At 75.3% G+C, this 14560-nt stretch carries 9 protein-coding genes; 3 read left to right on the top strand and 6 right to left on the bottom strand.

Annotated features, from left to right (window positions below):
• Position 1: 1 nt before the first annotated feature.
• Positions 2–1420: a zinc-dependent metalloprotease gene (locus ACZ7LE_RS05225; protein WP_470402258.1), complete on the bottom strand. Its 1419-nt coding sequence runs from the start codon at positions 1418–1420 to the stop codon at positions 2–4.
• 150 nt (positions 1421–1570) lie between these two features.
• On the opposite strand from ACZ7LE_RS05225, the gene ACZ7LE_RS05220 reads away from it, so the two are divergent.
• Positions 1571–2635: a ThiF family adenylyltransferase gene (locus tag ACZ7LE_RS05220; protein ID WP_470402257.1), complete on the top strand. Its 1065-nt coding sequence runs from the start codon at positions 1571–1573 to the stop codon at positions 2633–2635.
• Positions 2636–2643: 8 nt separating this feature from the next.
• On the opposite strand, the gene ACZ7LE_RS05215 is transcribed toward ACZ7LE_RS05220, so the two are convergent.
• Both ACZ7LE_RS05215 and ACZ7LE_RS05210 read right to left on the bottom strand, forming a co-directional pair.
• Positions 2644–3009 (bottom strand): WhiB family transcriptional regulator, encoded by a 366-nt coding sequence (locus ACZ7LE_RS05215; protein WP_285103255.1) that lies wholly within the window; start codon positions 3007–3009, stop codon positions 2644–2646.
• A gap of 500 nt (positions 3010–3509) precedes the next feature.
• Entirely contained in the window at positions 3510–5573 is a 2064-nt protein-coding gene (locus ACZ7LE_RS05210; RefSeq protein WP_470402256.1) for an ATP-dependent helicase, read from the bottom strand.
• A 40-nt stretch (positions 5574–5613) separates the two neighbouring features.
• Here ACZ7LE_RS05210 and ACZ7LE_RS05205 point away from each other — a divergent pair, with 40 nt between their 5' ends.
• The gene (locus ACZ7LE_RS05205) at positions 5614–5889 is read left to right on the top strand and encodes a mycoredoxin (RefSeq protein ID WP_470402255.1); all 276 of its coding nucleotides are present in this window, start codon (positions 5614–5616) and stop codon (positions 5887–5889) included.
• Between the two features lie 6 nt (positions 5890–5895).
• Here ACZ7LE_RS05205 and ACZ7LE_RS05200 read toward each other — a convergent pair whose 3' ends face one another.
• Positions 5896–6813: a phosphotransferase gene (locus ACZ7LE_RS05200; protein ID WP_470402254.1), complete on the bottom strand. Its 918-nt coding sequence runs from the start codon at positions 6811–6813 to the stop codon at positions 5896–5898.
• A gap of 114 nt (positions 6814–6927) precedes the next feature.
• Between ACZ7LE_RS05200 and nudC the strand changes: the two genes are divergently transcribed.
• Complete coding sequence (nudC, locus tag ACZ7LE_RS05195) at positions 6928–7839, top strand: NAD(+) diphosphatase (RefSeq protein WP_470402253.1); 912 nt, start codon at positions 6928–6930, stop codon at positions 7837–7839.
• 6 nt (positions 7840–7845) lie between these two features.
• Here the strand turns inward: nudC and ACZ7LE_RS05190 are convergent, their stop codons facing one another.
• Both ACZ7LE_RS05190 and ACZ7LE_RS05185 read right to left on the bottom strand, forming a co-directional pair.
• Positions 7846–11235: a UvrD-helicase domain-containing protein gene (locus tag ACZ7LE_RS05190; protein WP_470402252.1), complete on the bottom strand. Its 3390-nt coding sequence runs from the start codon at positions 11233–11235 to the stop codon at positions 7846–7848.
• Positions 11232–14531 (bottom strand): ATP-dependent helicase, encoded by a 3300-nt coding sequence (locus ACZ7LE_RS05185; protein ID WP_470402251.1) that lies wholly within the window; start codon positions 14529–14531, stop codon positions 11232–11234. Before ACZ7LE_RS05185 ends, ACZ7LE_RS05190 begins: the two co-directional genes overlap by 4 nt.
• Positions 14532–14560 lie beyond the last annotated feature (29 nt).

Raw genomic sequence — 14560 nt, 5'->3', positions numbered from 1 at the left:
CCTACTTCCCGGGGTCGGCTGCGTCGTCCGGGTCGCCCTCGCCGAAGATCTCCTTGAGCGCCGCATCCACGTCGGCGTGCTCGTTCTCCGCGGCCTCGCGGCGCACCAGGTAGCCCGACGGGTCGTCCAGGTCCTCGGTGCCGGGCAGCAGGTCCGGGTGGTCCCACACGGCGTCCCGCCCGGTGGTCCCCTGGGCACGTGCCACGATCGAGAACAGGGTCGCGGCGTCGCGCGACCGGCGCGGCCGCAGCTCCAGGCCGACCAGGGTGGAGAACGTCTGCTCGGCCGGGCCGCCGGCGGCACGGCGACGCCGGATCATCTCCCGCAACGGGATGGCGTGCGGCAGGTGGGGCAGCGCGGCCATGGCACTGACCTCGTCCACCCAGCCCTCGACCAGCGCGAGCGTGGTCTCCAGGTTCAGGAGCACGGCCTTCTGCTCGTCCGTGTTCTGGAGACCGAAGACCCCGCCCGACAACGCGCTGCGCAGGGCGTCGGAGTCGGCGAGGTCGATGTCGCGCACCTGGGCCTCGAGCGCGTCGAGGTCGATGGTGATGCCGCGCGCGTACCGCTCCACGATCGACAGCAGGTGCGAGCGGAGCCACGGGACGTGGGTGAACAGCCGCGCGTGGGCCGCCTCACGCACGGCGAGGAACTGCCGCACCTCCGCGAGCGGGGCGTCCAGGCCGTCGGCGAACTCGGCCACGTTGGTGGGCAGCAGCACGGTGTCGGGGCTGTCGAGCAGCGGCAGACCGACGTCGGTGGCGCCGAACACCTCGCGCGAGAGCGTGCCCGCGGCCTGACCCACCTGCATGCCGAACACGGCCGAGCCGAGGCGGCGCATCATCTGGGCCGGGTCGATCGATCCGCCCAGGCCGTGCAGCACACCGGCGGGCATGCCGGGCACGGCCTCGCCGTCGTCCACGCCGTCGGGGAGCTGGTCGCGCAGCACCGTGGCGAGCGCCTCCGAGACGGAGGACGCCACGGGCGCGGCGAGCTCGTTCCACACCGGGAGCGTGGCCTCGACCCACTCGGACCGGTTCCACGCGCGCCGCGTGCCGCCCGCGGGCGGCAGGTCGGTCACGGCGTCGAGCCAGAGCTCGGCCACCCCGAGCGCGTCGGTGGCGTCCTTGGCCTGCTTGCCGGTCAGGGACGGGTCGCCCTCGCTGACCGCGACCTGCCGCGCGACGTCGTGCGCGACGTCCGCGTTGACCGGCCCGGCGCCCTCGGCCGAGAGCATCTTCTGCACCTGGGCCAGGGCGTACTGCATCATCACCGGGTCGGGTGCGCCGCCGAGCGCGGTCGGGTCGATGCCGCGCTCGCGCATCTCCGCCATGACCTCGTCTGCGCCGTCGCCGAGCATGGAGCGCAGCATCTCCTCCCACGACTGGGGAGTTTCGCCGGGCTGGTGCTGGTCGCTCATAGTGTTCACCGTAACCGGGTCGGCAAGGGTTGCGCCGTCCATTTGGCTCTGGGCGCAGCCGGGAACTTCCGGACCGCTCGATGCTTTGGATATACCTCCGGGCCTGTGGACAACGGCCCCGGCACGCCGCCGTCGGGCATCGTGGTGGGCATGACACGCACCCCCGCCCTGCGGCTCCGGCCCGGCACACCCGTGCTCACCCGCGGCGGCGGGCAGGTGCAGTGCGGCTCCGACCCGCGCTGGTCGTTCGTGCTGTCCGGGCTCACGCCGGCCGAGGAGTCCTGGTTGGAGGAGATCGCGGGGCGCCGGCACGTGACGGTCGAGCAGTCGGCCGCCCGGTGCGGCGTGGGGGTCGAGCGGCGCGACGAGATCATGGCCGCCCTGTCACGGGCGGGGGTGCTCGTCCCGGTCCCGGGGGCGTTCGGCGTGGTGACCGCCCCCGCCGACGGGGCGGCGGACGCGACGGCGCTCGGCATGCTGCGGCTCGACGGCGCCGGGCTCGCCACGCTCGCGGAGCGCGCGGGACGGGTCGTCGGGATCGTCGGGCTCGGGCGGCTGGGCACGGCGGTCGCGCTGCACCTCGCGACGGCGGGGGTGGGCGGCCTCGTGCTGAGCGACCCGCTGCCGGTGCAGACCACCGACGTCGGGCTGGGCGGGTTACGGGTGGCCGACGTGGGCGAGGCGCGCGACCTGGCGGTCCAGGCCCTGCTCGCGGAACGCTCCCCGCGCGCCACGGTCCGGGTGGACGACGACGCCGGGGGTGGCGCGGGGCTGGACCCGGCGGCCCTCGACGTCGTCGTGGTCACCGAGCCGCACGCCGCGCACCCGGCGCGGTACCAGCGGCTGCTGGGCCTCGGGGTGCCGCACCTGCCGGTCGTGGTGCGTGAGGCCGACGTCGTGGTGGGCCCCCTGGTGCGGCCGGGCCGGTCGGCCTGCGTGAGCTGCGTGGACCTCGCCCACGCGGACGCCGACCGGGAGTGGCCGGCGCTGGCGGCCCAGCTCCGCAAGACGCCGGAGCCGACGCACGAGGCGACCCTCGCCGCCGTGGCAGCGGCGACGGCCGCAGGCCAGGTGCTCGCCCAGCTGGACGGGCACCGGCCGGCGGCCGTCGGTGCGTGCCTGGAGATCTCGCTCCCGGCAGGGATCCCCCGCGCCCGGCCGGCGGAGCCGCACCCGCGGTGCGGGTGCGTGGTCCTGCCGGTCCGGGCGGCCTGACCCGCGGGTCATGCGGCGGCGACGTTCTCCGACTTGCGGGGCCGGCCACGGCCGCGCTTGCGAGCCACGACGGCGCCGTCCACGAAGACCTCGCCGCCCCAGACGCCCCACGGCTCGTTGCGGTCGAGGGCGCCCGCGAGGCAGCCCTCGATGAGGGGGCACGTACGGCAGAGGGCCTTGGCCTGCTCCACCTGCGTGCTGTGCTCGGCGAACCACAGCTCCGGGTCGTTGGTACGGCACGGCAGCAGTGTGTCCATGAGCCGGTTGAACTCCGCCGAGTCCGAACCGGTCCCGCTCGTGGCGGGGTGTTGAGGCGGGTCCCAGGGGCCCGAGCCGCCCTGGGGAAGAGTGTCGAGGAGCGCAGTGAGGCGCACGGTTGTCTCCTGTGTCCTGAAGGAACGTCGTCGATGAACGTTGGTGGTGCAGGACCAGGGGCTAGATCCTTGCCGAGCCGGCCGAGGTGGGGCCGGATCTCCGGGCAAAGAATGAAGGCCGCGGGTCCTAGGTGGACTCCGCGGCCTGGAACTCTTCGGTCGTCAGACCGGTGAGTCTCCTGGAGATGCGGAGTCGGGTGCGAGAGCGGACGGCTTGACGCCTCCGCGGTGAGTGCGCGCGCGGAAAGACAGAGCTGCGCCAGTGGCCGGGACGGGCTCGTAGCCGAGCACGTGCTTGCACACCTGCAGATCCGTCTGCGGAATCATGTTCATCTCCAATGCACCCACCTCCTCACTCGAATCCGGGCCAAGCCTCTCGGCCTCGCCCACTGCTGTCAGGGACATGTGAACACTATGCCGGGCCGCCGTGGCGAGCCAACTCTTTTTCCAAACTTTCTTGAGAAGTTTTTCGGACCACCCCGGGAGGGGTCCGAAACCGCTCAAGAAGCCGGTGCGTTCGCCACGATCGCGAGGATCGTGGGGCCGTACCTGTCGATCTTCGCAGGACCGATGCCGTTCACGCGAGCAAGTTCGGCCGTGCCCGAAGGTCGGGTCTCCGCGATGGCCGCGAGGGTCGCGTCGGTGAGCACCGTGTAGGCGGGCTTGTCGGTCTCCTGGGCCACCTCCCGCCGCCACTCGCGCAGTGCGTCGAACAACGCTGTGTCGCGCTCGTCGGTGAGCAGGGCGCGGGCCTGGCCCTTCGGCGCCGTCCGGGCGCGGGGCGCGCGCGGCTCGTCCGGCCAGAGCCCGTCGAGGAACCGGGTGCGCTTGCGCGTGGCCCGCCCGCCCGGGTTGCGTGAGCGGGCGAACGACACCTCCAGGTGCTCCCGGGCGCGCGTGATCCCCACGTACAGCAGCCGGCGCTCCTCGTGCACCGCGTCGTCGGTCTCCGCCAGCGAGATGGGCATGAGGCCCTCGCTCATCCCGGCGAGGAACACCGCGTCCCACTCCAGGCCCTTCGCCGCGTGCAGCGAGGCGAGCGTGACGCCCTCGACCGTCGGCGCGTGCTGCGCGGCGGCCCGCTCGTCGAGCTCGGCCACGAGCGCGGAGACTGTCGCGGGGCTGTCCGGCGTCGCGGCCGCCGCGAGGTCGTCGGCCAGCGAGACGAGCGCCTGCATCGCATCCCAGCGCTCCCGGGCCGCGCCGCGGGCCGACGGCGGCTGGTCGGCCCACCCGGCGGCCGCGAGGATGTCGCGCACCTGGTCCGGCATGGATGCCGCCGGGTCGGCCGAGCGGGCCGCGCCGCGGAGCAGCACGAGCGCGTCCCGTACCTCCTTGCGCTGGAAGAACCGCTGGCCGCCGCGCACGAGGTAGCCCACACCGGCGTCGGCGAAAGCGGCCTCGAACGCCTCGGACTGCGCATTGGTGCGGTACAGCACGGCGATCTCGCTGGGCTTGACGCCCGACCCGACCAGGCGCGCGGCCCGGGCGGCGATGCCCTTCGCCTCGGCCTCGTCGTCGTCGTACGCCGTGAAGGCGACCGCCGGACCCGGCTCGCGCTGCGCGATGAGCTCCAGCGCCTGGTGCGCGCCGCCCGCCCGGCCCGCGCGCTTGAGCACCTCGTTGGCGAGGTTCACCACCTGGGGCGTGGAGCGGTAGTCGCGCACGAGGCGCACCTCCTGCGCCTCCGGGAAGGTGCGCCGGAAGTCGAGGAGGTGGCGCGGGGTGGCGCCGGTGAAGGAGTAGATGGTCTGCGACGGGTCGCCGACGACGCACAGCTCCCGGCGCCCGCCCAGCCACTGGTCCAGCAGGAACTGCTGCAGGGGCGAGACGTCCTGGTACTCGTCGACCACGAAGTGCCGGTACTGCGAGCGCACCTCGTCCGCCACGATCTTGTGGCTGTTGAGCATGTCCGCGAGCATCAGCAGGACGTCCTCGAAGTCGATGAGCTCGCGCTCCGTCTTCACGTCCTCGTACGCGGTGATGAGGCGGGCGACGGCCTGGGCGTCGTAGCCCGAGGGTGCCTCGCGGCCCGTCCGGTACGCCGCCTTCTCGTAGTCGTCCGCGGTGACCAGCGAGACCTTCGCCCACTCCACCTCGCTGCTCAGGTCGCGGACCGCGACGCGGTCGACGCTCAGGCCGACGCGCCGCGCGGCCTCGGCGATGATCGGCGCCTTGAACTCCTGCAGCCGCGGCGGCGCGCCGCCCACCACCCGCGGCCAGAAGTAGCCGAGCTGCCGCAGCGCCGCGGAGTGGAACGTCCGGGCCTGCACCCCCTGGACCCCGAGCCCCCGTAGCCGGGTGCGCATCTCCCCCGCGGCGCGGGCCGTGAACGTCACCGCCAGCACGCTGGTCGGCTTGTACGCGCCGATGCGGACACCGTACGCGATGCGGTGGGTGATGGCGCGGGTCTTGCCCGTACCCGCTCCGGCCAGCACGACCACGGGCCCGTTGAGCGCGAGCGCGACCTCACGCTGCTCGGGATCGAGGGCGGTCAGGATCGCGTCGGGGCTCATCGGTCCAGGATGATTCGAACCGTCGGCGGAGTTGGTCTGGGTGAGCATCGTCTGCGATTCTCGCAGCAACCACTGACAAGGAGAACAGATGTCCGAGACGACCACGCCGCTTCCCGAGGACGGCACCGTCCTCATGTACTCGACCACCTGGTGCGGGTACTGCCGGCGGCTGCGCACGCAGCTCGACTCCGAGGGCATCGGCTACACCGTCATCGACATCGAGGAGCAGCCCGAGGCGGCCGCCTACGTGGAGCAGGTCAACGGCGGCAACCAGACCGTGCCCACCGTGGTCTTCCCGGACGGCTCCGCCGCGACCAACCCGAGCCTCGCCCAGGTGAAGCAGGCCCTGGCCGCCGCCGCCTGAGGCCGGTCAGGCCTCGTCGAGGGTCGCCTCGTCCAGGTCCTCCAGCATCGACGTCGCGTCCTCGACCACCTCGGGCAGCCGGTGCCGCACGCCGTGCAGGAGCCAGCGCGCGAGCGCCAGCTCGCCCACGAGCATCGCGCGCTCGGCGAGGCGCGGGTCGCTCAGCTCGGTACGGCGCAGCTGGTAGGCCTCCATGATCGAGTCCACGGCCTCCATCGGCGCCGCCGCGATGAGCCACGCGAGGTCGTCCGCGGGGTCGGCGACGCGGGCCTCCGCCCAGCCGGAGACCGCCACGACGCGCTGCCGGTCCACGAGGAGCTGGTCGGGCGCGAGGTCGCCGTGCGTGACGACGGGCTTGAACCGCCACAGCGACACGTCCTCCAGGGCGGTCTCCCAGCGGCGCAGCAGGGTGGGCGGGATGCGGCCGGTCCTGGCCGCCTCGTCCACCTCGGTCAGCCGACGCTCGCGGTACTCGGACGCGGTGTAGCTGGGCAGCCCGCACGTCTCGACGACCGATGTCGGCAGCTCGTGGATGGCCGCGATGGCCCGGCCCAGGTCGGCGGCCAGCCCGGGACCCTGCTCCAGGACCTCGACGTCGAGGTTGTCGCCGATGATCCTGCGGTGCACGACGGCCCGGCCGCCCTCGGGCAGGAGGGCGTAGCCCGCGACCTGCGGCACCACGAACGGGAGCACGCCCGTGTCGATGTACAGCCGGAGGGCGTCGAGCAGCTCGATCTCGGCCTCCAGGGCGGCCCCGGCCACGGTGGTGCGGGGCGCGCGCACGACCCACTCCTGGTCGTCCGCGCCGGTCACGACGGCGACGTCGTAGTCGCCGGCGAGGTCTCCGACGCGCACCGACCGGGCGTCGAGACCCGGCACGGCGGCGGTGGAGAGGGCGGCGAGAGCGAGGGGCGTGCGGGACACGTGCTCACCCTAGAGCAGCGCCCGGCGCACGACGGGGCAGGACCGTGGCGTGTCCGGCGTCTCCGCCCGGGACGTCTGGCGTCGCGGGCTCCCGCGGACGACTAACGTCGTGCCGTGCGTTCTCTCGACCTCCCCTTCGCCCGCGCCGCCCACGACCGCGCCGCGCACCGGCGCGCCGAGCCCGGTCTCCTCGACGACCTGCTCAAGGAGCCCGCGACGCGCGTCATGGTGGTGCGCGGCACCCGCGTCGCCACGGTGGAGCAGCGGCTCGGCCTCTACGCGCCGGACGACGTCGCGCACCTGGCAGCACGCACGCTCCTCTTCCTCGGGGAGGCAGACGACGTCGCCTACCTCGCCGCGGTCCTCGACGACCCGGACCGCGGGGCCGAGCCGGGCCCGGAGCCCGACCTCGACGCCGCGTGGACGGGCATCCGCTCGCTCGACGCGTCCGACCTCGAGGTGGGGCTGGTGGTCGAGGCGGTCGCCCTCGCCCAGTGGCACGCGGTCTACACGCACTGCCCGCTGTGCGGCACCCGGACCGAGGTGCGGCAGGGCGGCTGGGTGCGGCACTGCCCGGCCGACGAGTCCAACCACTTCCCACGCACCGACCCCGCCGTGATCATGGCGATCACCGACGCGGACGACCGCCTGCTGCTGGCCCGCGGCCCGCAGTGGGACCTGGGCCGCCGTTCGGTGCTGGCCGGCTTCGTGGAACCCGGGGAAGGCCTGGAGCAGGCGGTGATCCGGGAGACCGTCGAGGAGGTCGGTGTCGCTCTCGACATCTCGACGATCGAGTACCGGGGCAGCCAGTCGTGGCCGTTCCCGGCCTCGCTCATGCTGGCCTTCCGGGCCCGCGCGACCACCACGGGGCTGGTGCGGCAGGAGGACGAGATCGCCGAGGCCGACTGGTTCACCCGCGACGAGGTCGCCACCGCGGTGGCCGACGGGCACCTGGGTCTGCCCGGGCGCAGCTCGATCGCGCGCTCGCTGATCGAGGAGTGGTTCGGCGGGCCCCTCGGGGCCTGACGGCGGTCAGGCGCCCCGGATCAGCGCCTCGAGCTCGGCCTCGTCGAGCAGCCGGTCCGGGCGCACCGTGGTGTCCGACCCCACGTAGTAGAAGGCAGCGCTCACCTGGTCCAGCGGCAGGCCCGTCCAGCGGGACCACGCCAGGCGGTACACGGCGAGCTGCACCTCGCGCGCGGCCCGGGCCGAGGCATCGAGCGGTTCGCGGCCCGTCTTCCAGTCGACCACCACGACGGCGTCCGGGCCGGTCGCCGGGTCCTTGAAGACGGCGTCCATGCGGCAGCGCAGCATGACGCCGGCGACCGGTGTCTCGACGTCGACCTCGACCGCGACGGGCATCCGCGCGGACCACTCCGAGCCCAGGAAGGTATCGCGCAGCTTGTCGAGGTCGGTGTCCTCCGGGAGGTCGTCGTCCTCGGCGCTCGGCAGGTCGTCGACGTCGAGCAGCGTGGCCGACGTGAAGAACTGCTCCACCCACTCGTGGAACCGGGTGCCGCGCCGGGCGTGCACCGTGGGCTGCACCGGCACGGGCCGGCGGAGCTGGAGGGCGAACGCGTCGCGGTCGGCGGCGAGCCGTACCAGGCCCGAGGCCGAGACGTGCGCCGGGAACGCGACCTCGCGGTCCGCGTGCCGGTTCCGCTCGGCGAGGAGCATCCGGGCGAGGTCGACCAGGTCGTGGCCGGCTGCGTCGGCGAGGACACCCTGCGGCGCGGTCAGCGCGTCCGCGGGCAGGCGCAGTGCGGCGAGCGCGACCAGGCGCTCGTCGGCCGCCTGGTCCACGAGCGTCGCCGTGTCGCGCAGGACGTCGCGGGCGGTTCGCTGCTGGTCCGGTTCCCCGGCCCGGCCGGACTCGTCCGGGGCCGGCCAGTGGGCCGTGACCTCCTCCGCGTTGCGGGGGTTCTCGGCGTCGGCCTCGGGCATGGGCGCCCACAGGTCGGCCTTGACCAGCTCGGCGTCCGCCAGCTCGGCGAGGAACGGGGAGACGCCGCGCGGGCGGCTCGCCGTGCCCCACCAGGAGGCGGTGAGGAAGAGCTCGCGCCGGGCCCGCGTGAACGCGACGTAGGCCAGCCGGCGCTCCTCGGCGAGGCGGTGCTCGCCGCACTCGGCCTTGAACTCGTCCCGCAGCGCGACGAGGTCCTTGGTGTCGGAGGCGTGCTCCCAGTCGAAGCGCGGCAGGTCGTCCGCGTCGCCGCGCAGGTGGTAGGGCAGCTCGCCGAGGTCGGACAGCCAGCCCGACGACGACTCGCCCGACCGGGAGCCACGGTCCCAGGTGGGGAACGCCCCGTCGGCGAGGCCCGCCACGGCCACGGCGTCCCACTCCAGCCCCTTCGCGGCGTGCGCGGTGATGACCTGGACGGCGTCCGGGTCGGGCTCGTGCACCGGCATGTCGAGCCCGCGCTCGCGCTCGCCGGCGACGCCGAGCCACGCCAGGAAGGCGCCGAGCGTCGCCGTGTCCGAGGACTGCGCGAACGAGGCCGCGACGTCCCGGAACGCGTCGAGGTGCTCGCGGCCGCGGTCGCTCACCGCGCCGCCCACCCCGGCGCCGGCCAGCGCGAGCGCGGTGGCCGCCTCGACGTCGAGGCCGAGCGCGCGCTCGGCCTGGACGACCAGCTCCGGGAGCGAGAGGTAGGTGAGGCCGCGCAGGTCGCGCAGCAGCCGGGCGAGCGCCGCAAGCCGGCGGTGCGCGTCCTCGGACAGGACGCGGCCGTCGCGGGCCGGCTCGCCCACCGGCGGGAGGTCGTCGAGCGCGTCCACGATCGAGCGGTGGTCGGAGATGTCGCCCTCGACCACGCGCAGGTCGTCGTCCGGCAGAGGCTCGGCCGGGGCGGCCGCAGCCCGGCGCGGGTCGTCCAGCCGGGCGAGGTCGGCCGCCCAGGAACCGAGCGCGTGCAGGTCGGCCGCGCCGAGGTTGAGACGCGGGCCGGTGAGCAGGCGCAGCAGGGAGTCGCCGCGCGACGGGTCGTGCGCGGCCTGCAGCAGCGCCACGACGTCGACCACCTCGGGCGTGGACAGCAGGCCGCCCAGGCCGACCACCTCGACCGGGAGGCCGCGGCGGCGCAGCGCCACCTCGATCGCGGGGAACTGGGCCCGTGCCCGGCAGAGCACGGCGGCCGTGGACCGGCCGTCCGGATGGGCGCCGGAGCGCCAGCGCTCCGCGACCCACTCGGCGACGGCCTCGGCCTCTTCCTCCAGGGTGGCCGCGACGTGCGCCGTCACGACGCCCTCGCCGGCGCCCGGCCGCAGGTCGAGCGGCGGCACCTCGACGGTCGCGGCCGCGCCGGTCCGCGAGCGCAGCGGCCCGGACACGATGTTCGCGGCGGTGAGGACGGCGGCGTCGTTGCGCCAGGACGTGGAGAGGTAGTGCACGGCGGCGGGGACGCCGTCGTCACGCTGGAAGCGGCCGGGGAAGCGGGCGAGGCCTGCGGCGGAGGCGCCGCGCCACCCGTAGATGGACTGGTGGGGGTCGCCGACGGCGGTGACCGGGTGCCCGCCGCCGAACAGGCCGGAGAGCAGCTCGACCTGGGCGAAGGAGGTGTCCTGGTACTCGTCGAGCAGCACCACCTCGAACCGGGCCCGCTCGGCGGCGCCCACCATGGGCACCTCGCGGGCGAGCTGCGCGGCGAACGAGACCTGGTCGCCGAAGTCGAGCGCCTCGGCGATGCGCTTGCGGCGCCGGTACTCGACCACGAGGTCCACGAACCGGGCGCGCTCGGCGATCGAGCCGATGAGCTTGTCCACGTCCTTGGTGCGCTTCTTCTGCCGCGGGCCGAGCGGTACGGACTCGAGGTGCTCGGCCATGTCGGTGAGGCGGGCCCGCGCGTCCGCGGGGTCGACGAGGTGCTCGCCCAGGGCGTCGGACAGGGCCACGACGGCCGCGGTCACGGTGCTGACGGCGCGGTCGGTGGCGAGGTCCTCGTCCCAGGACTCCACCACCTGGGAGGCGAGCTGCCACTGCTCGGCCTGCCCGAGCAGGCGCGCGCTGGGCTCGACGCCGAGCCGCAGTCCGTGGTCGGCCACCAGGGAGGCGGCGTAGGCGTTGTAGGTCGCGACCGTGGGCCGGTCGAGGTCGAGGCCCGCGAGCGCCTCGCCCGACTCCTCGCCGAGCGCCCGGTTGAGCTGGGCGAGCCGGGTCTGGACGCGCTGCGTGAGCTCGCCCGCCGCCTTGCGCGTGAAGGTGAGGCCGAGCACCTGCTCGGGGTGCACCAGCTTGTTGGCGATCAGCCACACCACGCGCGCGGCCATGGTCTCCGTCTTGCCGGAGCCCGCGCCCGCGACCACGAGGGCGGGCTCCAGCGGGGACTCGATGACACGGACCTGCTCGTCGGTGGGCTCGTGCCGGCCGAGCAGCCGTGCGATGGCCCGGGCCGACAGGCGGATCTCCGGCTCGTGCCCGGTCACTCGACCACCTTCCGTCCCTCGGGCTGCAGCGGACAGGACCGCCGCACCGCGCACATCTCGCACAGGTCGTTGGTCCGGGCCGCGAACCGGGCGGCGGCCATGGTGTCGGCGGCGCCCTCGACGGTGTCGCGCGCCCAGCTCCTGCCCTCGTCGTCCGGGGCGAGCGCCGGCTGGTTCCGGACGCTCGCCGACACCGTGTCGGTACCGACGTAGACGAGGCTGGCGCCCTTGCTGACCGTGCCCTCGGGCAGGTCGAGCGCGCCCTCCTCGACGGCGAGCTGGTAGGCGCCGAGCTGCGGGTTCTCGGCCGCCTTGTCCTTGCTCGCGGCGGTCTTGCCGGTCTTGAGGTCGGCCACGGTCACCGCGCCGTCGCCGGCGTCCTCGACGCGGTCCACCTGGCCGCGCAGCCGGGCGCGGCCCACCCGCAGGTCGAAGTCGGCCTCGACCAGCAGCGGCTCCCCCGAGTCGCCCAGGTACTCCGCCAGCCGCTCCACCATGCGCTCCGCGCGCTTGCGGAACTGCAGCGACGGCCAGCCGTCGGGCAGCGCGAGCTCGGGCCAGCGACGGTCCAGCTCGGTCCTCAGGTCCGTGAGCGAACCCTTCGGGTGGCTCTGCGCGATCGAGTGCAGCAGCGTGCCCAGGGTCTGGTGGGTGGCGTCCGGCTTGGTGCCGCCCGCCGACTCGAACGCCCAGCGCAGGGCGCAGGTGGTCACGGTCTCGACCTTGGACGGCGACACCGTCACCGTGTCCCGCGCGCCCCACAGCGGAACCTCGCTCGAGACGCCGGCCACGCCGTACCAGGTGCTCGGGTCCGCCTCGGCGACGCCCGCGGCCGCGAGGTCCGCGAGCAGCGCAGCGGCAGGCTGTGCCGCGGCGGGCTGTGCGCCGGGTGCCGCCTCCCCTGCCGACGCCGACGTCCGCACCAGCTCCGAGCGCGCCGCGGCCACGACACCACGCAGGTCGAGCGGCGGGCCGACCGGGACCCGCCGCGGGTCCGGTCCGTCGCCGCCGTCGTCCCGGGGGGACACGAGGTCGCAGAACACGCTAGGGGACTCCTCGGTGTCCTCCACCGCGGTCACGAGCAGCCGCCGCCGGGGGCGGGAGACCGCCACCGCGAAGGCGCGCAGCTCGTCGGTGAGCACCTGGCGGCGGGCCTCGGCGCCCACCACCCGGCCGTCTTCGGACCGGCCGGCGATGAGCTCGACGAGCGCCTGGGAGCCGAGCAGGGAGTCACGCAGCCGCAGGTCGGGCCACACGCCGTCCTGCACGCCGGCGACGACCACCACGTCCCACTCGCGCCCCGCCGCGCCGGGGGGCGTGAGCGCCTCCACGGCGCCCGTGCCCTGGGCGGAGGCCGCCAGGGAGTCGGCCGGAAGGTCCTGCGACGCCAGGTAGTCGACGAAGGCGCCGACGGGCGCGCCCGGCATCCGGTCCACGAAGGTCTCGGCCGCGCGGAACAGCGCGAGCACGGCGTCGAGGTCGCGGTCGGCGCGGAGCCCCGCGGGGCCGCCGGCCAGGGCCGCGGCGCTCCACCGTTCGGCCAGGCCGGTCGCGGCCCAGGCCGCCCAGAGCACGGTCTGCGCCGTGGCACCCGGCTCCCCCGCCGCCTCGCGGCCCGCGGCGAGCACCCGGGCCACCGCGAGCGGGCCGCGCCGCACCTGCGTGGGCAGCAGGGCCGCGTGTGCCGGGTCCGCGAGCACCTCGACGAGCAGCGCGTCCGAGGTGCGGCCGCCGCCCGCCGACAGCTCCTCCGCCCGCAGTGCGCGCCGCAGGCGCCGGAGGGCCACGGCGTCGAGCCCGCCGATCGGCGAGACGAGCAGCAGCGCCGCCGTCTCCGGGTCCAGCACGGGCTCGTCGCCGTCGAGCTCCTCGGCGATCAGCGCCTCCAGGCTGCCGCGCGGCGCACCCGCGCACGTCTTCACGGCCGCCAGCAGCGGCGCCACCGCGGGCTCGTCGCGCAGCGGCAGGTCCGACCCGAGCAGCGCCACGGGCACCGACGCGGAGACCAGCTCGCGCCGGAGCGCGCCCAGCCGCGTGCCGCTGCGCGCGATCACCGCCATGCGCTCCCAGGGGGTGCCCCGCAGCAGGTGCTCCGCGCGCAGCTCGCGCGCGATCCACGCCGCCTCCTGGGCGGCGCCCGCGAGCACCGCGACCTGGACGGCGGGCGGCGAGTCCTCGCCGGCGGGCTCCTCGTCGGCACGCGCCGTCGCGCGGCGGTGCAGCGCGCTCGCCGACACCGGGATCCGGTTGGTCACCGCGCGGGTCACGGCGCGCAGCTCGGGCCGCTGCCGCCAGACCGTCGAGAGCACCACCGTCTCGGCGTCGAACGCGCCGAAGGCACGCCCCGGGCCGGCGGGCGCCGCCGCGCGACCGGTGAGGCCGGGCGCGGCGCCGCGGAACGTCTGGACGGCGGAGTCCGGGTCGGACAGCAGCACGAGCCGCGCCCCGTCGTCGTGCAGCACGCGCAGGAGGCGGACCGTCGCGGCCGTGGCCTCCTGGTAGTCGTCCACCACGACCAGGTCCCAGGTGGGCCGCGGCGCGCCAGGCACCTCGTCCTCCCAGGACCGCAGGGACTCCGCGGCCTCGTCGATCACGACGGCGGGGTCGTAGCGCGGCCCCGCGTCGGGCGTGGCCAGCCGCAGGGTCATGGTGTCGAGGTACTCCTCGTAGAGCTGCGCGGCCATGGTCCACTCGGGGCGGTCGTTGGCACGCCCCATCTCGTCGAGCTCGACCGGCCCGAGGCCGCGCTCGGCGGCCCGCATCAGCAGGTCCCGCAGCTCCTGGCGCAGGCCCCGCAGGCCCAGCGACTCCTCGGGCAGCCCGACCGGCAGCCGCAGCGGCCGCCCCTCGCCGGCGACGTGCCCGGCGAGCAGCTCGGCCAGCACCAGGTCCTGCTCCGGCCCGGAGACCAGGGTGGGCGCGGGTTGCCCCAGCGCCGCGGCGCGCGTGTGCAGCACCGCGAACGCGGCTGACGACGCCGTCCGCACCATCGGGGCGCCGACCGTGCGCCCGGCCTGGGCCGCCACCTCGTCCCGCAGCCGTGCCGCCGCACGACGTGAGGAGGCCAGGACCAGGACCCGCTCCGGCTGCACCCCGGACATCAGCGCCCGGACCGCGACCTCGCACGCCACCGTCGTCCGGCCCGACCCCGGGGCCCCCAGGACCAGCGTCGCGGGCCGGCTCAGCGCGGACTCGACGGCGGCCGCCTGGCTGTCGTCGAGCCGCACGGAGCCGGCGCCGTCGGGACGGGTCCCGGGCGGCGCCAGCCGAGGTGCGAGGGTGGGGGTCGGTGTCACGCGGACGATCGAACCACGAGCCACTGACA

The organism is Promicromonospora sp. NPDC110617, from assembly GCF_055598465.1.
This window is presented reverse-complemented; position numbering and strand designations above follow the sequence as displayed.

What these genes read in the sequence shown, in the direction of transcription:
- ACZ7LE_RS05220 (WP_470402257.1), top strand. Translation starts at nt 1,571, where the DNA reads ATGACACGCACCCCCGCCCTGCGGCTCCGGCCCGGCACACCCGTGCTC.
- ACZ7LE_RS05225 (WP_470402258.1), bottom strand. Translation starts at nt 1,420, where the DNA reads ATGAGCGACCAGCACCAGCCCGGCGAAACTCCCCAGTCGTGGGAGGAG.
- ACZ7LE_RS05210 (WP_470402256.1), bottom strand. Translation starts at nt 5,573, where the DNA reads ATGCTCACCCAGACCAACTCCGCCGACGGTTCGAATCATCCTGGACCG.
- ACZ7LE_RS05205 (WP_470402255.1), top strand. Translation starts at nt 5,614, where the DNA reads ATGTCCGAGACGACCACGCCGCTTCCCGAGGACGGCACCGTCCTCATG.